Here is a 17,332-nt window from a genome sequence, read left to right on the forward strand (position 1 = left end):
TCGAGAGCGCTACCCCCACTATGGCCGCGGGATGTTGCGGAGGTTCGACCGTGCCATGTTGATCATCTGACCAACGCCGCCGCCGAAGACGGTGCGAGTAGCGGCCTTGGAGAATCCCATCAGCATGTCCCAGGTGATGTTTGCCGGGATGGACAGGGCATTCGGGTCGGTGATCATATCCACCAGCACCGGACCGTCGTATGCCAGCGCCTCTTGAATCAGGCGAGGCGCATCGGCCGGATCTTCAATTCGGATGGCCTTGATACCCAACGACTCTGCGACTCCGGCGTAGTCCACTGCGTCGTGGTCGGTCTCGTGCTCCGGCAGCCCCTGAACCAGCATTTCCAGCTTGACCATGCCGAGCGAGGAGTTGTTGAACACAAACATCTTGATGGGCAGCTGCTCCTGCTTCACGGTGATGAGCTCACCGAGCAGCATTGACAGGCCACCGTCACCGTTGAAGGTAATGACCTGACGGTCCCGGTCAGCAGCCTGCACACCAATGGCCTGCGACAGTGCATTGGCCATAGTGCCGTGACGGAAAGAACCAATCTGCTCTCGCTTGCCATTCGGCGTGACGTAGCGTGCAGCCCAGACATTGCCCATGCCGGTATCCACGGTGAAGACGGCATCGTCATCGGCGTACTTATCAATCAGGTCGGCCACATACTCCGGGTGAATCGGTCGCATGTTCTCAACGTCGTGGGTGTATGCCTCGATGACGTGGCTGAGCAGGCGCTCGTGGTTCCGCAGCTGCTTGTCCAGGAAGGAACGGTCAGTCTTTTCATCCAGGTGCGGCAGGATGGTTTCAATCGTGGCAGCCACATCGCCGACGACTGGGTACTTCACCGTGGTACGACGACCGATGGCGCGACCATCGATATCGACCTGTGCGACATTCTTAGTCGGCAGGAAGTCGTTGTACGGGAAGTCAGTACCGAGCAGAATCAACAGATCAGCATCGTTGGAGGCATCGTGGCAGGCGCCGTAGCCCAGCAGGCCAGACATGCCGACGTCATAGGGATTGTCGTACTGGATGTACATCTTGCCACCCAGCGCATGGCCCACCGGCGACTTAATCTTCTCCGCAAGCTTGAGCACCTGTTCGCGGGCGTCCTTCACACCTGCGCCACAGAAAAGCGTGACGGTTTTAGCCTCGTTGATTGCGTCGGCAAGCGCGGCGGCCTGGCCGGCGTCAGGGAATACGACTGGGCGACCGCTGCTGATTGTGGAGGTGACGAACTCATCATTCTCCACTTCATGCGTTGTAATGTCGCCCGGCAGAACCAGCACGGAAACACCGTGGCCAGTCATGGTCGACTGGATAGCGTGATGCAAAACGACGCCACCCTGCTCAGCGGAGTTGACCATCTCGCAGTAACCGGAGCACTCGTTGAAGATGAACTCCGGATGGGTCTCCTGGAAGAAGTTCGAGCCAATCTGGCGGGAAGGAATGTGCGATGCCAGCGCCAGCACCTTTGCGCCGTTGCGGTGGGAGTCATACAGGCCCTGAATGAGGTGGGTATTACCCGGGCCACAGGAGGCCGCACACACTGCTAATTCGCCGGTGACCAGGGACTCCGCGCCGGCGGCGAAGGCGGCAGCCTCTTCGTTGCGAACGTGCACCCACTCAATGGAGGACTCGCGCACAGCGTCGACAATGGGGTTCAAACTATCTCCAACGAGTCCGAAGATTCGCTTGACACCCTGCTTCTCTAGGGTTTCTACGAGCTGTTTTGCAAAGGTTTTAGCCATGTGCCTGGTTTAACGCAGATTAGTCAATACGTCAACATCTAGCTGGCCAACTCAGGCCGACACATCGTGTACGCATCCGCCCCAGAGCCCGGATAATAGTTCTTTCGCAGCCCCATATTCTCGAAGTCATAGCGCCGATACATGGCGATTGCGGGTTCGTTATCTGTGCGAACTTCCAAAAACACCGGGCCCGGATCCTCCTCCACAGCTGCCATCAGCGCGTCCATCAGCTGCGCCCCAAAGCCCCGGCGCTGCCACTTCTGCCCCACCCCGATGGTGTGAATCTCGTATTCGGCGGCCCCCGCAGGCCCCAGCTTGGTAATCCCCGCATAGCCGCACAGTTCTTCGTCCTCGTCTACATCTGCAATCAGCCCGACGTAGAAATTGTTCGGCGCGGCCAGCTCGGCCATAAAGGCCGATTCCGACCAGGGATCGTCGCCGGCAAATAGCTCCGCCTCAATCGCCGCACACGCCTTGGCCGCAGGAGGTCCGAGACGCACTAGCTTGACGACGCTCATCTCATAGCCTTCGGGACAACGGCATCCGGACGGCGCAAGTACAGCGGCACCAGTGGGCCCGGCGCGGAGTCAAAGTCGACCGCTTCAACCATGGCTGTCGGAGTGGGAAAGACTTGTTCGGCAGCAACCTCAAGCCCGGCAATTTGCTCGATGTGGCTGAGACTGCCGCGGGCCTGGCTCGGCGCGAAGTCGGCGGCTTCTGCTGCAAGTTCTTCCTTGAGCAGCTCCATGACGTCGGCTGGCTTGGCCACTCCCGGGCCGAAAACTCGCTGGCCATCGCGGTAGGCGGCGAAGTACACCTCGCGGCGGCGGGCATCGGTGACGACCAGTTCATCGCCAACGCCACCCGCGAGCGCATCCAGGCTGCAGATGCCGTAGCAGGGAATTCCCAGAGCGTCGGCGAAGGAGGCTGCGGTGGCCATACCAACGCGCAAGCCCGTAAACGGCCCCGGCCCACAGCCGACAACCACGGCATCTAGCTCGGTTGCCGCCACCCCACTGTCAGTGAGGCACTGCTGAATCAGCGGCACCAGCACCTCGTTGTGCGCACGGGCATCCAGGTGCAGCTTTTCGGCCACGGTTTCACCATCGCGGACAATTCCCGCGGTGACCTGTGGAGTCGATGTGTCAACGGCCAAAATGTTCATACTCAGTAACCTACTTGAACCGACTTGGAGCTACTTGCTCCACTTCCAGGTGACGACGCGGGCATCGTCGTCACGCGAACGATCGATACTCACCTGTAGATAGCGCTCGGAGAGCACCTCGGCGAGCCCCATTCCCCACTCGGCGACCACGACGCTGTCCTCGAGGTCGGTATCCAAATCGAGCGAGTCCAGCGCATCGAAGGCCTCGCCATCGGAGCCGGGGCCCTCTTCGCCAAAGAGTCGATAGGCGTCGACGTGGATGAGGGTGACGCCGTCGGTTGCAAGCGGACGGTGCTCGCGGGCGATTGTGAACGTCGGCGACGTCACGCGACCGCGCACGTTCATGCCACGGGCGATGCCCTGCGTGAGGGTCGTTTTGCCCGCGCCGAGTGGGCCATCGAGAATCACCAGATCCCCAGCTGCCAACTCCCGGCCAATCTCCTCGCCGAGGTCACGCATGTCCTCTGCGGTTGGCGCGAGCCGGCTGCGCACCCACTTTCGCTCGCTACGCCCCTTCGGTGCGGTGAGGATTTCGTAGTTAATGGTGCCGGATGCCTCCGCGAGGTCATCGAGACCGGGCTCCCCCAGTGTGGGATCACCGACGATAACCGCAGTGTCGCCGGCCTCGACTTCGGTGTCGGGCCCCAGGTCGACGACGAATTGATCCATACACACGCGCCCTACCTGCGGATAGCGCGTGCCATTGATGCTGACCTCGAAATGCCCGGAGGCCGAGCGCATCATACCGTCGGCGTAGCCACAGGGCACGATGCCGATGGTGGTATCGCGGTCAGCTGTCCACGTCTGTCCGTAGGACACCGACTGCCCCGCCGGCAGCTTCTTGACCAATATGACCGACGCTTCCCACCTCATCGCCGGACGCAATCCATGGGTGATCCCCACAATTGGCTCGCCACCATAAATCGCCAGCCCTGGACGCACCATATCGAAGGCCAGGTCAGGACGTGACAACGATGCCGGCGAATTCGCCGCATGGTTAATCAGCTCGTCCAGCCCCGCCTCACGCAGTGCCGCAATCGCAGCACAGAAATTCTGTGCCTGCTTATCGACGCTCTCGTGGCCCGGCTCATCCGCGCACGCAAAGTGCGTGAAAGCACCGGTGACGTTCAGAGCACCGGTCTTGTGCAGCTCAACCAGCTGAGCGACCGCATGCTCAAAGTCCCCATTGGCCATAGAGAATCCCGAGCGCCCCAAGCCCGTATCGACCATCACCGTCACACGTGGTGTCACCGACAGCGCCCGCCCGGCATTGGCCACGGCCAGCGCATGAACCATCGACGGCAGACCGAGGTCAATATCTGCAGCCACAGCTCGCTGCACCAACGAGGTGGCCGCTGCGTCCCAGATCCAGGCAAGGATGGGGATGGCGTGGCCGTCGTCAAGCGTGGCGCGGAGTTCCTCGCGGAGGGAGAGCGCCTCGTCGATTGTTGCGACACCGAGCTGCGTTGCCCCGCCGGCCAGCGCGGCACGCGCGGTCTGCAGCGCACCCTGCGAGTAGCCGTCCGCCTTGACGACGGCCATGAATTCCGACACCCCTGCGATGGCCTTGACGGTCTTCACATTGTGGGTGATCGCGTCGAGATTAACGGTATGGGTCAGGATGGCTGGTGCCGAGGAAGTCATAGCCGTATTTTGCCACTGCTGCCTTCGTTGGTGAACCATGCGGTGGCATCTCGGATGGATTCGGCGATGTCCTGGGCGCTGCAGGGTGCTGGTCCGAACTCTGTCTGCGCGGCCAAAAATGCGGCGCGCGCATGAATAATTGCTGGTAGATAGAGGGCTTCGCCACGCGCTACCCAGGCGCCGATGAGCCCGGACAGTACATCGCCAGAGCCCGGCGTGGCTGCCCAGGAGCTACCCGCGTCAACCACGACTGTGCGCTGCGTTGTCGGATTGACCATCACAGTGCGGCGTCCCTTGAGCAACACTTCGGAGGAGAACTGCTCGGCAAGTTCACGCGCATCTGCGATGGGGTTAGTGACCTCGTGCCCGGTCAGGCGCTCGAATTCACCGGCGTGCGGCGTGAGAACAGTGCGCAGGTTGCGCTCCTGGCCGCGCTCACTAACGAGCTGTCGGATGTCCTCATGCTTCGACAGCAGTGTCAGTGCGTCAGCGTCGATGACCACTGGTTTGTCAGTGGCCAGAATGTCTCGCAGTTCCTCGGCGGCTTTCTCATCAGTGCCCCGACCGGGACCGACGACCCAGGCATCGACGCGTACCTCTTTGCGATCCACCGAGTCCTGCTGCGCAATGACCGTCGGCAAGGCTGCGGTGATGCGGTTGCGTGCGGCCGCGTCGCCGACATAGATGACCGCGGGACTGGTCGCATGCACGGCAGCGGTGGCGCACAGCTGACCTGCGCCGGGATACGCCTCGCTACCAGCGGCGATTCCTGTAACTCCAGTGGAGTACTTGTGGTCTGCAGCACCGGGTTCGAGCGGGGTCATCGCGCCAAGTGGTGCCGGAAAGCTCCCGCCTAGGGCTTCGTAGAACTCCACGGTCGGAGTCTGGTGGTGGACGGCATTGTAGGTACCGTTTTCATAGAGCGTCTGCCCCAGTCCTGGAAGTTCGAGGGAGAAGGAGTCGAGGGAAATTTCATGTAATTCGACGGTGCCACAGGATTCGGACAGCGAGTGCGCGTAGCGCAGACCGCCGAAAGTCACCGTTGTCGTGGCCTCGACGTGGGATGGCAGGTACGGGCTCTGTCCCTCCTCCAGATCAGGGTCTGGATTGATGGTCTGGGCAGGCGGGTCAAAAGTTCGCCCGGTATCGGCTTCTACGCCGCTCGGCACATCAACCGCGAGAATGGGAACTTTGCCCAACCGCGCTTCGCGCACCAACCACGCGGCCTCTTCACGCAGCGCGCCGTGACCTCCGAGCCCCACGATGCCGTCGATGATCAATGCGTAGTCTTCACTAATCGACCACAGAATCTTCGATAAATCCGTCTCCCGGTCACACCCCAGCGGCAGCACCCGCCCACCTGCGAGCTCAAAAGCTTTCAGTGCCCGCTCGTGTGGCTTCGAGCCCAGCAAAACCGCATCCACGCCATGCCCATCCGAGGACAAGTCCCGACCAGCATAGAGCGCATCACCACCATTGCCTCCCGATCCAACCAACAGCAGCACGCGACCGCGACCAGGCTCCGGATATGCCTCTGAGAGCATCCGCTCCGCCACCTCCGACACAGCGGCGGCTGCGTGGCGCATGAGTTCGTCGTCACGCGTTTGTGCGTCCAGATAGGGCTGTTCCGCGGCGCGAATTTCGGCAGCTGTGTAGCAGTACGTCATAACCCCAGCCTACGATTAGCCCCTATGGATGACTACTCCCCGAGCACGCGAGTTTTCGGCCCTCTACTGCGCGCCTTTCCGCAGGCATATCTGCGCTCGTTGCGTCATCCCGAATGGATCCCCCACGGCGTGCAGGACGTTCGCGAAATCCTCGACGGCAAAGTCACTCCTGACCTGGACAGATACAACGGTCGCACACCAATTGTCCTGGTTCACGGCACCTGGATGAACTCGTTCAACTCCTTCGCCATGTTGGGGCCGTTCCTCGCCCGGAATCGCCCCGTATTCTCACTCGATTACGGCTCCGACCCCGCCGCGCTGGTCAGCCGTCTCCGTAGCGTCAAAGCCACCACCGATTTGAGCGATGCGCTCGCCGAAGTCACCGACCTTCTCGACCGCTTCCGTGCCCACCTCTCCCTACCCCGCATCGACCTCATCGGTCATTCCCAGGGCGGTCTACACTGCCGCAGCTACGCCAACGCGAGCATCGATTCGCTTTACGACGAAGCTCTGAACCGTGGCCTCAACGAAGAAGCAGCCGAGCAGTACGCCTCCGACAACAGCCCCGTGCGGGCAGTCATCTCTCTTGCGGGAAACCACCGAGGCACTACTGCGTGGGGCATGCGCCGAAGGCTCAGTGCCCTTGAGCGATGCGGCCTACCGATGCACAAACTCGTCGACCGCCTTGTCGGCCGTGCCTGCATTCAACAGCTGCTGGACTCTGACTACATTGCGACTCTGAACCGCGCAGCGCGTGGCATTACCCGACGTGGTCCGCACTACCTGAATATCGGCACCCCTTTTGACACCGTGGTTCGCCCGTGGACCGGCGCCTTTTTGCCCGAACAAGAGGGTCACCACATTACGAACGTCAACAATGCCACTGGCGGTGGCGACTGGTCTGATCACCTCGCACTGCTCTACTCCCCCAATACGCTCGAACGCATTCACGAGTTCTTGGAGGAACTGGATGGCGCTGAAGCTGGTGATGTTCCGCATCATCCGCGACAGCGAGTCCTGCCTTTGTACGGCGCCCTGCCGAGGGGCCTCGGACGGAGGAGGCTCGGACGGAGGGGCCGGATCTAATTCAGCACAGAATTTTAGAACATATTTCCAGAATTCTATTGACAGTTTTTCAAACAGGTGTACGATTTGGGCTGTAGGGAAAATTTGTAAGCGAAAGTTCTTTGTCCGGTGCACAGGGGTTGGCGGGACTGGTTGACACAGCCTCTCCATGCTTCTCTCCACCACAGAACTCAATCTTCAATTCTCCGGCGGACACGTAGTAATCAGGGGGATAACCAATGTCATCGCCGCCCACAGAACTTCCAGCACCAGGTCAAAAGCCCTCATGGGCCAACCAGCAATCCGACGACCCGATTAGCAGCGCGGCCCGTGCCATCAACGCCGCAGACCTTCAACTGATCGATATCTGCGCTCCCGGTGAGGAGGTCGATGTCAATCACCATCTTGCCCGCATAAGCATTCGAACCGGCCTTAGCCGCGGCAAGTGTTCTACGCTGTGCGAAATTGCGCTGATGTTCGAACGCCTACCAAAAGTCCGGGCTCTCATCGAATCCACCTTCTGTTTCTCGTTAGCCCATCTCCGCGCCATCGCCAATGGCGTTGCCGGGCTGTCACCAGATCAGTTCGACACGGTAGAGCCCCATCTTTTGGAAATGCTCACTCCGACGCGACCTCGACAAGCAATGGTTGGTGTCTACACGCTGTCTCGTCTAATCGGCGACTTGGTTTCTGAGTACAACGACTGCGCCCGCAACGACGGCACCCAACGGGTTCCAGAAGGCGAAGCGGTCGCACTCTCCGACACGGGCGATGGCAAGCACAAAAAGGTCACAGCAATCCTTGAAAACGACCGCGCGACCGAGCTCATGGCCAGGATTCAGGGGATTCGCAACACAGCAATCAATCGTGGTGAACAGTGCACGCAGGCGGAAGCGCTACTACAGCTGGCACAGAAATCGACCAATGCCGAGATTGTCATCAATGTCTACCGCGAGGTCGGCGGTGGGCCAGCATGGATTGATGGCGTCGGCTGGTTGAGCGAGGTAGCCACCGAAGAATGGCTTGCCCGCGCAACTCACATCCGTATCTCCGCCGACAGCAAGGTGGATGGTTACCGCCCCACCGAGAGCCAGGTGGCTCGCGTCCGTGGGCGTGACGGTACCTGCCGCTTCCCCGGCTGCGACGTCCCGGCAGCCAAGTGCGACCTGGACCATATTCAGCCGTACAACCACGACAATCCCAAGCAGGGCGGGCCGACTGACACTGAGAATCTGCACTGTCTCTGCCGCCGACACCACAATCTAAAAACGCACGAGGGCTGGGATATCGACAGATACCCCGACGGAACAGAAGTGTGGACTTCCCGTAATGGGGACACCGCGACTAGCGTTCCGGTTGGGCCGCTAAAGAACGTCGGCAAGCAAACTTTTCATCAGCGTGTGACACGGAAGATGAAGACGATTCAGAAACGCAACCTCGATTGGATGTTGTCATTTTGCCATGTATCCGATGAGGTCTGGGACCTATCCGAGGAAGAAGCAAAACGCATCGAGTCCCTCACGGATGAAGAACTCGATGCGGAGATTGAGCAGTACCGACGAAAGCAGGACGAACTACTCGACGGTGACTGACTTAGCCAGGTTGCGCGGCTTATCGATGTCCTCGTTACCGCACTGGCGAGCGATCTCAGCTGCCAGGAACTGCATCGGAATCGTAGACAACAGCGGCTGGAGCAGCGTGGACGTCTCCGGGATTTCAATCAGGTAGTTCGCAAAAGGAACCACCGACTGATCCCCTTCTTCGGCAATCACGATGGTCTTGGCACCACGGGCACGAATCTCCTGGATGTTGGAGACAATCTTGGAGTGCAGCACGGCGCGCCCCTTCGGCGATGGCACTACGACGACGACCGGAAGATCATCCTCGATGAGTGCAATTGGGCCATGCTTGAGCTCGCCTGCCGGGAACCCCTCTGCGTGAATGTAGGCAAGCTCCTTGAGCTTCAGCGCACCCTCAAGTGCGACTGGGAAACCAACGTGACGGCCGAGGAAGAGCATCGTCGGAATAGCACCGATTTCCTTGGCCGTGTCGATGAACTCATCGCCCTTAGCGACGACCTTGTCAATCAGTGCCGGGATGGTCTCCAGCTCTTCAAACTCGCGAGTGACCTCGTCCGGGTACTTAGTGCCGCGTGCCTGGGCAAGAGCCAAACCGACCAGGTAGTTTGCGGCTACCTGCGCCAGGAACGACTTGGTTGCAGCAACACCAATCTCCGGGCCGGCGTGCGTATAGAGCACGGCGTCAGACTCACGTGGAATCTGTGCACCGTTGGTGTTACAGACAGCCAGCACGCGGGCGCCCTGGCTCTTTGCGTGTCGCACGGCCTCAAGGGTGTCAGCAGTCTCGCCCGACTGCGAAATAGCGACCACCAGCGTCTGGCGGTCCAGCACCGGATCGCGGTAGCGGAACTCGGACGCGACCTCAATCTCGACCGGGATACGAACCCAGTGCTCAATGGCGTACTTGGCCAACAAACCGGAGTGGTATGCGGTACCACAGGCGACGACGAAGACCTTCTCGATGTCACGCAGATCTTGGTCACTCAGGCGGGACTCGTCGAGAACGATGCGGCCGTCAACGAGGTGACCGGCCAACGTATCGCGGACGGCGGCAGCCTGCTCGTGGATTTCCTTCATCATGAAGGAGTCATAGCCACCCTTTTCGGCTGCGGCGAGATCCCAGTCGATGGTGAATGGTCGACCCTGCTGCTCGTTGCCGGCGAAATCCAGGATGCGGTAATCATCTGCGGTGATGATGACGACGTTGTCCTGACCCAGCTCCACGGCCTCGCGGGTGTGTGCGATGAAAGCCGCAACATCGGAGCCGAGGAACATTTCGTTTTCGCCCACACCGACAATCAGCGGAGTGGAGCGACGAGCAGCGATGATGCGGTCCGGGTGGTCTGCATGAGTAAACAGCAGCGTAAAAGCACCCTCGAGGCGGTTGAGCACGGACAGCGCAGAGGCCTCGAAATCACCAGCGGTAGATCCGCCGTCGGAACCGTCCAGGGCACGGGCGAGCATGTGCGCGGCGACCTCGGAGTCGGTTTCGGACTTCAGCTCAATGCCGGCATCCTCCAGCTCCTGACGTAGCGGAGCAAAGTTCTCGATAATGCCGTTGTGGACGATAGCCACCTTGCCGTCATAGGACTGGTGTGGGTGGGCATTCTCATCAATTGGGCGACCGTGGGTAGCCCAGCGGGTGTGCCCAATTCCGGTGGTTCCAGTGATTTTGTCGCGCCCATCCGCATCAAGGGCAGCCTCGAGGTTGGCGAGTTTACCGGCCTTCTTCTCTACAGTGATATGCCCCTGATCGTCGACAATGGCAACACCCGCGGAGTCATAGCCACGGTATTCCATGCGTCGTAGCGCATCGACAGCAATATCCAGGGCGGGCTGATGGCCCGCATATCCAACGATTCCACACATGCCCTACAGAATAACCCGCGAAGCGGAAAATCGTCATAACGAAATAGACATTCTCGCTCATCCTGGCACTTTTTCAGCAAAGGTATGCACCTTATAGTTAAGCTATTCACTGTGGCTGACAACTTGAAGACTCTGACATCTAATCTTTCCAAGCGTGGACCGCACCGCGTCATGGTCGGTGATCTCGCTTTTACTGGCCTGCCGGGAAAGGTCTACACGCCTGCCGAGGGCAATGGCATCCCCGGTATCGCCTTCGCACACGATTGGCGCACACCGATTGAGGAGTACCACGCCACGCTGCGTCACCTAGCTTCGTGGGGCATCGCGGTCGCTGCTCCGGACACCGAAAATGGCATCGTGGCAGATCACCGTGGTCTCGCCAACGATTTGGAGACAGCGCTCCAGATTCTCGCTGGTGTCCGCCTCGGTGAGGGCAAGGTCGTCGTCCACCCGAAGAAACTCGGCGTTGCCGGCCACGGCATGGGCGCGGGTGTAGCCGTCCTCGCCGCTGCTGGTCACGACCTCATCTCCGGCGTTGGCTGCGTCTTCCCCGCAACTACCGCGCCTTCCTCCAGCGCCGCTGCAACTAATGTCTCGGCCCCGGGCCTCGTCCTGGCCCCTGGCGAGGATCAGTGGCTCGATCGCGGTAACCCGGCTCGCCTGGCTGTTCAGTGGAAGGGCGATGTCGTTTACCGCGAAGTAGACAAGGCTGACCAGGGCAGCTTCTCGGAAACAACTCTTCTCCGTCGTCTAGCGGGCTTCTCTTCCTCCAAGGTGAAGTACCAGGAGGTCGCGCGCGCCGCACTCACAGGCTTCCTGCTGGCCACGGTCGGTGACGACAAGAAGTACTCGGATTTCGCAGACCCGACCGCCACTATCAAGGGCACAACTAACCGCGATATGGAGTGGCTCATCAAGGAGCTGCCGGAAAACCCGGAGCACTCGCTGATTCCCGGCAAGTAGTCACTAGGCCACGCTTCAGGACACGCCCCGAATCGACTTCACCGTCGGCGTCCCTTTCCCCGCCCGCCCGAACAACCGCGTAACGGTTCCCTTCGGTCGGGCGGTTTTTTGTTGCTTTTCGACGCCCGCTGCCACCTCCCTCTCCTTAATTTCGCGTGCTTTACGACGCTCTTCCAAACCCTGCAATTCTTTCTGTGCCCTCTGTATCTCCGTTTCGAACTCCTGCCTGGTCATTGCAGCAGCGTCGTAATAGGCCTGCCCAATCCGGTCATATTTCGCGGCATGCTTACTCCCCATTACCACTCACCTGCCGTTGGCGAATTAACCGCGCCCACAAGCTCCTGGGCGTTGGGCTGCTCAGGGGGCTCGGGCACAGCTGAAGCAGATTCCTGCACTGATGCTGCCGAGTCCTGAGCTGGTTCTGGCTGTGTTTCTGCTTGTTGTTCTGGCTGCGGCTCCTGTGGCAGCTCGATTCCCAGGTGCTTTAGTTTCTCAGCTGGAGGAGGCGGTTCAGGAACATTTTCAGGTTCGGGCTTGGGTTCAGGTTCGGGCTTGGGTTCAGGTTCGGGCTTGGGTTCTGGTTCGGGTTCCGGCACACAGTCCTCCGGCGCAGGAGCTGGTGCTGGTGCTGGCGCTGGCGCAGGTGCCTGTTCGCACACTGGCTCTTCCGTCTCCGTGCACATGTCTAAGTTGAGCAGTGAGGACGCGACACTGCCTGCAACCCCGACAGCTCCCGCAATTCCAGCGATACTGGCCGCCCCGGCAGCGCCAATGGCACCTCCAACGGATATTCCAGCAGCAACGCCTGCCTCTATCCCAATATCAACGTTGGCAACGACCCCAATTCCACCAGCGGTAGCACCGTTGCCACCGGTTACAGTAGCTCCTTCGCCACTCCCAGACTCAGCCACCTCTGCACAGGCCGCCGAGGTAGCACCCGAACTGGCTGGAACAGTAGGAGGCTGCGGCGGGGTGGCGACCACCGCGGCCTCAGTGTCACACGCTGCCTGCTCAAGACACTGCTCGATGCAACTATTACGCGCATCGTAGAGCTGACCAGTGGAGTCGACGAGACTGTTACACACCTGCTGGGCCACTTGTGCGGCTTCGGCGCCGACCTCCGGATCGTCGACAAGCGCTTCGCACTGAGAGAGGATGCCGTCGGTTTGCTCAGCCATATCTTCGGCCTGCTTCTCGCAATCCTCAAGGACCTCGTCGACTTTCTTGCCGCACTCGCCGACGCTCTGCGCGCCATTGGCGGACTGCTCATCCTGATTCGCACAGTCCTGCGCAGCTTTATCGCAGCGCTCCTTGGCGGCGTCGGCGGCATCGCCTTTCAAACCGCCCCAATCGAAAGCCATAGCAATAGTTATCGCGGAGGCTATCAACCCCACGGAGTTAGAGAACTTGGACAGGGCGCTGCCCTTCCAGCCGTCAGCGCGTCGCACCTTATCCAAGACTTTGGGCAGATTCTTGCCGATGCCGCCAACCCCGCGCTTGGCTCCAATACGGCTTCCACGGCCAATAACACGCACCAATATCGGAAGAATTCGAGCAACCCATGGCATCAGTCCACTACCTCAATTCCACCGAGGTCGGCGCTCCCGGCGCTGTCACAGCCTGCAAAGACACGCCACTGTTCCCGCACTGCCGGAGCATGATTGCCAAGTCCCGCGTACATCGATTGCCCGTGCTCACGCAGCCTCGCTGCCGCCTGCTGCAGACGGCGCCCCTGGGCGGCAAAACCCTGGCCACAATCTGCTGCGGAAATATCAGGAGCGCTTCCCCACCGCTCATGGCCTTCACGGCCGCGCTGCTCGATCTCTCGGGCAGCCGCTGTCACTGCATCTTCCGAAAAGTGCAGCAAGCCTCCGCCACTGCCTCCAGTAAAACGTGCGGACACGAAAAATCCCCTTCCCCGCGAAAAACAGTTCTTATTACTGTTAGGCGCGAAAAAAGAGGATTCGGTTCCGTCTAAGTACTAGCGCGGGTGCCCCCGGGGGCTAACGAGCGCGGTAGATGCGCTTACACCCCTCAACACCGGTGAAGCTGAATGGGCCGGTGCCAATCAGGGCGTCGTCTCCCAGGTTGGAGTACTCACCCGGATCTTCATGCGTCACCTGAGCGTGGCGGTAGTAGGTCGGATCATCGAGCTTCACGCGTTCAGCCAGTTCACGCGCATTATCTGCGGCGCGCAGCTGGGACTCGTAGCCCTCGACCACATTGCCGGTGAGGAACTCAGCAACCGAGCCGGAACCATAGGAGACAACAGCGACCTTCTTACCAGCCAGGTCCTTCTCGGTGTCCAGCAGCGAGAGCAGGCCGAAGTAGGCCGATGCGGTGTAGGAGTTACCGATGATGCGGTTGTACTCAGTGGTTGGGCCGAGCTGGCGGGCCTCATCCTCTGCGGTGAGCTCCACACCGTTATTGGCCGAAAGCTGCCGGTGCGCCTTGTAGGCCATCTTGGTAAACGGCTGGTGGTAGCTGAAGTAGTCAATCTCGCTGAAGTCCACGCCGCCGCGGGCACGGTAGTCCTCATAAGCACCCTGAACAGCGTCAATGTAAGCGCTAATAGAGAGCTTGCCCTCCACCAACGCCTGGCTGCGGTGGTTCGGACGCCAGAAGTCCATAACTTCGCGGGTGAAGACGCCCGAAGCGGCATCGATAGCCAGGATGCGCGGATTAGCGGTCACCAGCATGGCTACAGCACCTGCGCCCTGGGTCGGCTCCGCAGCGGAGTCCAGGTCATAGCGGGCAATGTCGGAGGCGACAACGATGACCTTCTCCTCCGGATTGCGGGCCACCAGAGCGCACGCGAACTGCAGCGCCGCGGTACCGGAGTAGCAAGCCTGCTTCAGCTCAACAGAGCGCGCATGCGGGTCAAGACCGACCAACTCATGCACATAGACAGCAGCGGCCTTCGACTGGTCAATACCGGTCTCAGTGGCGAACATGATGGTGCGCACGCCGTCGATACCGTGGCGGTCGACGATCTTCTTCACCGCGGTCGCGGCCATCGTCACCGGATCTTCATCAGAGGCAACCACGCTGGAGCGTTCCTGCCCCAGGCCCTTGTGGTACTTTGCCGGTTCCGCTCCGAGTCGGGGCGCAATATCGGCGAGGTCAATGCAGTACGAACCCGTCGCAAAGGCGATGTCATCAATACCGATCGGGGTCACATTGCTTGTTGTCATCAAAACCGTGCCTTCACTACCTCTACAGATTTTTAAGAAATAACGGGCAACGAAACATCCCTATGCCATCAGAGCAGTCATCAGACCACGGGATATTTTGCCCACAAAATGTTAATTGCCTACTACAGAAATCTAGCGCGTTTACCTGAGATTTGTCTTAGGTTTTGCGAATTGTTGCAAAGCACTACTTCGCACGCTCGATAGAAACGTGCGCCTCCATCAGCTCACCCGGGTTCGTCTGTGCCGCGAGCAGGGAAAGCTCACCACACCAGACGATTGCCGCGCAGCACGCTGCTAGACGACGGGCATTCTCGCCCGGCTCACGGTCCTCCTTGCAGCCCAGCGCTGTGAGATTCTTCTCCACGAAGTCCAAGCCCTTGCCGTTGCCCACGGAACCGACGATCAAATGTGGCAGGGTGCAGCTAAAGCGCACGGAGCCGTCGTCAAGCGCCTCTACCTGCGTCAGTCCCTGCGAGCCTTCGACGATATTCGCAGCGTCCTGACCGGTAGCGAGGTAAAAGCCCAGCAACATATTGGCGTAGTGCGCATTACCGCTGCGCAGTGAGCCCGCCATGATGGAGCCGACGAGGTTCTTGCGTTCGTTGAGCTCAGCCAGGCGCTTGGCGGTAGTGCGCAGACGCTCGCGGACAACCGGCTCCGGAATGACGGCCTCGGCGATCACGTACTTACCTCGGCCCAGAATGCCATTGACGGCGGAGGTCTTCTTATCGGTGCAGTAGTTGCCCGAGATGGAGCCATAGCCCAACTCTGGCATCTGCTCCATCAGGTAGGACATCAAACGCTCAGACGCCAGCGTGGCCATGTTGTGGCCCGAGGCGTCACCGGAGAAGAAGTCAAAGCGGACAAAGAGAAGACGCGATGCAATCTGGAAGTGAATATCTACCAGCTTGGCAAAACGCGAGGAGGACTCCACGACCTTCTTCAGCTCGTCATAACGAGACAGGATGTTGTCGCGCGCAATGACTGCATCAGCTGCCGAGTCGAGAGTGAAAATCACCGATCGGGTCATCTTCTCACCGACGAAAGTGCAGGTAATGCCACCTTCGATCATGCGGGAGACCTTCGCACCGCGACCACACGACGGCCACAGCGGGGTCTCGTAAGTCGCCAGCGGAATCTTCACCTCGTCATTCATGACGTTGCCACTAATGCGCACCGGACCAATCCAGCTCAGCGGTACGTGTGCATATTCCAGGTCGTGCGAGCTCTTTTCAGCCATTGTCCTAAGCGACCCTTTCTAGCTGCATGCAGCTTCGGTTCCCAGCTTCTGTAAATTTCAGCTGTCTTAAATTCTACGGTCAAAAAACTGTGGTCAAAGTTGAGCGGCCAGCTTCAGCGGCAACGGCTGGATGCCAGCGGCTTGCCAGCGCGCGGTGATGTCCGCGGCAGTCTCCTCGGCATCGGCATCTTTTGAGACTCCCACCAGCGCGATTCCACAGTCACCACCACCGGAGCCACTGCTCTTGCCCGCAGACCCCGCGCCATCGGCGATGTCGGCGAGCGCTTTCAGTTTCTCCGTCTCGATGCACACAGCACGCTCACGCTCATAGTCCTGCAGCAGCGTCCGATTCTCACGCAGGCAGGCAAACGCCGCGGTGTGGTCGCCGTCGGCAAGCGCCTGCCAGAGTCTTTCGCTTATCGACGAGACCCCGCGCACAAAATCACGGTCTGCGCCACCGGCCTTCTTCAACTGCGAGTCCGTCTTCACCGGACTGCCCGTCCAGCCGACCAACAGTTGTAGCCCACCGAGGTCGGTGCGGGCGTCAATGCGAAGATTCGGCCACGGTGCCGCCACGGCAGCGACAGGATCAGCCGCCGCGAGCTCTGCGAGCGCCGTCGGATTCGGCCGGCGATAGAGCACCACCCCGCCATGCGCGGAGCACGCGATATCGCCGCCGGAACCAGCTGCACCAGCCAGAAGCGTGGCCACCATCGCAATCTTGTACACGTCCAGTGAATCCAGCTCCAGACCTAGGTGCGTCCCCAGCGCACGAGTCACAGCCACAGCGACAGCCCCGGAGGACCCCAGGCCATACTTCGCACCGCTGTCGGCGTCATCGAGGTCTGATTCAATGACGATATTGATGGGGCGCTCTGGGGTGTTTTCCAGCTCGCCCGCAGCAATGCGATAGACCAGGGAAATCGTATGGGTAGCGATGTCATCTGGTGCATCGATATCAATGACGCGCCCCTGCGGGCCGTAATAGCTGGAGTACACGCGAGAGACCGGCTGCGATGGGTCGGCACCGTGGCACCGAACCGTCACATAGCGGTTGACTCCTGCGATGACGGCCAGTCCCTCGACATCCATCACCGCATATTCGCCGGTGAGATACAGTTTGCCACAGCCGCGGCCGATGGACTCGCCTTCGATAGGTCCGCCTTTAGCGTTGCTCAACTACTCCCCCA

Annotated in this window: 15 protein-coding genes; 3 read left to right on the forward strand and 12 right to left on the reverse strand. The window is 60.2% G+C overall.

Annotation, left to right across the window (positions count from 1 at the left end; translation table 11 throughout):
* Positions 1-18: 18 nt before the first annotated feature.
* Genes ADB08_RS00390 through ADB08_RS00410 form a run of 5 tightly spaced genes read right to left on the reverse strand, consistent with a single transcriptional unit; the run spans position 19 to position 6,231 of the window.
* Positions 19-1,755, reverse strand: a complete 1,737-nt coding sequence (locus ADB08_RS00390; protein WP_016422112.1) for a pyruvate dehydrogenase — start codon at positions 1,753-1,755, stop codon at positions 19-21.
* Positions 1,756-1,793: 38 nt separating this feature from the next.
* Positions 1,794-2,273 (reverse strand): ribosomal protein S18-alanine N-acetyltransferase, encoded by a 480-nt coding sequence (rimI, locus tag ADB08_RS00395; protein ID WP_049169956.1) that lies wholly within the window; start codon positions 2,271-2,273, stop codon positions 1,794-1,796.
* Positions 2,270-2,920, reverse strand: a complete 651-nt coding sequence (tsaB, locus tag ADB08_RS00400) for a tRNA (adenosine(37)-N6)-threonylcarbamoyltransferase complex dimerization subunit type 1 TsaB (protein WP_049169958.1) — start codon at positions 2,918-2,920, stop codon at positions 2,270-2,272. The genes rimI and tsaB overlap by 4 nt, the downstream gene beginning before the upstream one ends.
* A gap of 30 nt (positions 2,921-2,950) precedes the next feature.
* Entirely contained in the window at positions 2,951-4,564 is a 1,614-nt protein-coding gene (locus ADB08_RS00405; protein ID WP_016422109.1) for a bifunctional alanine racemase/tRNA (adenosine(37)-N6)-threonylcarbamoyltransferase complex ATPase subunit type 1 TsaE, read from the reverse strand.
* Positions 4,561-6,231, reverse strand: coding sequence for an NAD(P)H-hydrate dehydratase (locus tag ADB08_RS00410; protein ID WP_049169959.1), 1,671 nt, complete (start codon positions 6,229-6,231; stop codon positions 4,561-4,563). Before ADB08_RS00410 ends, ADB08_RS00405 begins: the two co-directional genes overlap by 4 nt.
* A gap of 24 nt (positions 6,232-6,255) precedes the next feature.
* Here ADB08_RS00410 and ADB08_RS00415 point away from each other — a divergent pair, with 24 nt between their 5' ends.
* Both ADB08_RS00415 and ADB08_RS00420 read left to right on the forward strand, forming a co-directional pair.
* On the forward strand, positions 6,256-7,317 hold the full coding sequence (locus ADB08_RS00415; RefSeq protein WP_070545669.1) for an esterase/lipase family protein: 1,062 nt from the start codon (positions 6,256-6,258) through the stop codon (positions 7,315-7,317).
* 218 nt (positions 7,318-7,535) lie between these two features.
* Positions 7,536-8,888 carry an HNH endonuclease signature motif containing protein gene (locus tag ADB08_RS00420; RefSeq protein WP_049169963.1) on the forward strand — a complete coding sequence of 451 codons (1,353 nt, stop codon included), beginning with the start codon at positions 7,536-7,538 and terminating at the stop codon, positions 8,886-8,888.
* Here the strand turns inward: ADB08_RS00420 and glmS are convergent.
* Positions 8,871-10,745 (reverse strand): glutamine--fructose-6-phosphate transaminase (isomerizing), encoded by a 1,875-nt coding sequence (gene glmS / locus ADB08_RS00425; RefSeq protein WP_049169965.1) that lies wholly within the window; start codon positions 10,743-10,745, stop codon positions 8,871-8,873. The two genes, ADB08_RS00420 and glmS, sit on opposite strands and share 18 nt — an antisense overlap.
* A 111-nt stretch (positions 10,746-10,856) precedes the next feature.
* Between glmS and ADB08_RS00430 the strand changes: the two genes are divergently transcribed.
* Entirely contained in the window at positions 10,857-11,708 is an 852-nt protein-coding gene (locus ADB08_RS00430) for a dienelactone hydrolase family protein (protein ID WP_049169967.1), read from the forward strand.
* Between the two features lie 15 nt (positions 11,709-11,723).
* On the opposite strand, the gene ADB08_RS00435 is transcribed toward ADB08_RS00430, so the two are convergent.
* The 6 genes from ADB08_RS00435 to ADB08_RS00460 all read right to left on the reverse strand — a co-directional run bounded on the left by ADB08_RS00435 (position 11,724) and on the right by ADB08_RS00460 (position 17,321).
* A complete protein-coding gene (locus ADB08_RS00435) occupies positions 11,724-12,005 on the reverse strand; it encodes a hypothetical protein (protein WP_049169969.1) in 282 nt (93 codons plus the stop codon).
* Positions 12,005-13,276: a hypothetical protein gene (locus ADB08_RS00440; protein WP_049169971.1), complete on the reverse strand. Its 1,272-nt coding sequence runs from the start codon at positions 13,274-13,276 to the stop codon at positions 12,005-12,007. The genes ADB08_RS00435 and ADB08_RS00440 overlap by 1 nt, the downstream gene beginning before the upstream one ends.
* Entirely contained in the window at positions 13,276-13,611 is a 336-nt protein-coding gene (locus ADB08_RS00445) for a hypothetical protein (RefSeq protein ID WP_049169972.1), read from the reverse strand. Before ADB08_RS00445 ends, ADB08_RS00440 begins: the two co-directional genes overlap by 1 nt.
* Before the next feature lie 100 nt (positions 13,612-13,711).
* The gene (locus ADB08_RS00450; protein ID WP_048731506.1) at positions 13,712-14,902 is read right to left on the reverse strand and encodes a hydroxymethylglutaryl-CoA synthase; all 1,191 of its coding nucleotides are present in this window, start codon (positions 14,900-14,902) and stop codon (positions 13,712-13,714) included.
* 184 nt (positions 14,903-15,086) lie between these two features.
* The gene (locus tag ADB08_RS00455) at positions 15,087-16,142 is read right to left on the reverse strand and encodes a hydroxymethylglutaryl-CoA reductase (NADPH) (RefSeq protein WP_016422099.1); all 1,056 of its coding nucleotides are present in this window, start codon (positions 16,140-16,142) and stop codon (positions 15,087-15,089) included.
* A 93-nt stretch (positions 16,143-16,235) separates the two neighbouring features.
* Positions 16,236-17,321, reverse strand: coding sequence for a phosphomevalonate kinase (locus tag ADB08_RS00460; protein ID WP_049169975.1), 1,086 nt, complete (start codon positions 17,319-17,321; stop codon positions 16,236-16,238).
* Between the last annotated feature and the right edge of the window lie 11 nt (positions 17,322-17,332).

Origin of the sequence: Corynebacterium sp. 239_CJEI, from assembly GCF_001055995.1 — a bacterium.
GTDB lineage: Bacteria > Actinomycetota > Actinomycetes > Mycobacteriales > Mycobacteriaceae > Corynebacterium > Corynebacterium jeikeium_D.

Coding starts and splice junctions, on each gene's coding strand:
- ADB08_RS00410 (WP_049169959.1), bottom strand. CDS start 6,231: ATGACGTACTGCTACACAGCTGCCGAAATTCGCGCCGCGGAACAGCCC.
- ADB08_RS00435 (WP_049169969.1), bottom strand. CDS start 12,005: ATGGGGAGTAAGCATGCCGCGAAATATGACCGGATTGGGCAGGCCTAT.
- glmS (WP_049169965.1), bottom strand. CDS start 10,745: ATGTGTGGAATCGTTGGATATGCGGGCCATCAGCCCGCCCTGGATATT.
- ADB08_RS00455 (WP_016422099.1), bottom strand. CDS start 16,142: ATGGCTGAAAAGAGCTCGCACGACCTGGAATATGCACACGTACCGCTG.
- ADB08_RS00440 (WP_049169971.1), bottom strand. CDS start 13,276: ATGCCATGGGTTGCTCGAATTCTTCCGATATTGGTGCGTGTTATTGGC.
- tsaB (WP_049169958.1), bottom strand. CDS start 2,920: ATGAACATTTTGGCCGTTGACACATCGACTCCACAGGTCACCGCGGGA.
- ADB08_RS00390 (WP_016422112.1), bottom strand. CDS start 1,755: ATGGCTAAAACCTTTGCAAAACAGCTCGTAGAAACCCTAGAGAAGCAG.
- ADB08_RS00420 (WP_049169963.1), top strand. CDS start 7,536: ATGTCATCGCCGCCCACAGAACTTCCAGCACCAGGTCAAAAGCCCTCA.
- rimI (WP_049169956.1), bottom strand. CDS start 2,273: ATGAGCGTCGTCAAGCTAGTGCGTCTCGGACCTCCTGCGGCCAAGGCG.
- ADB08_RS00405 (WP_016422109.1), bottom strand. CDS start 4,564: ATGACTTCCTCGGCACCAGCCATCCTGACCCATACCGTTAATCTCGAC.
- ADB08_RS00450 (WP_048731506.1), bottom strand. CDS start 14,902: ATGACAACAAGCAATGTGACCCCGATCGGTATTGATGACATCGCCTTT.
- ADB08_RS00415 (WP_070545669.1), top strand. CDS start 6,256: ATGGATGACTACTCCCCGAGCACGCGAGTTTTCGGCCCTCTACTGCGC.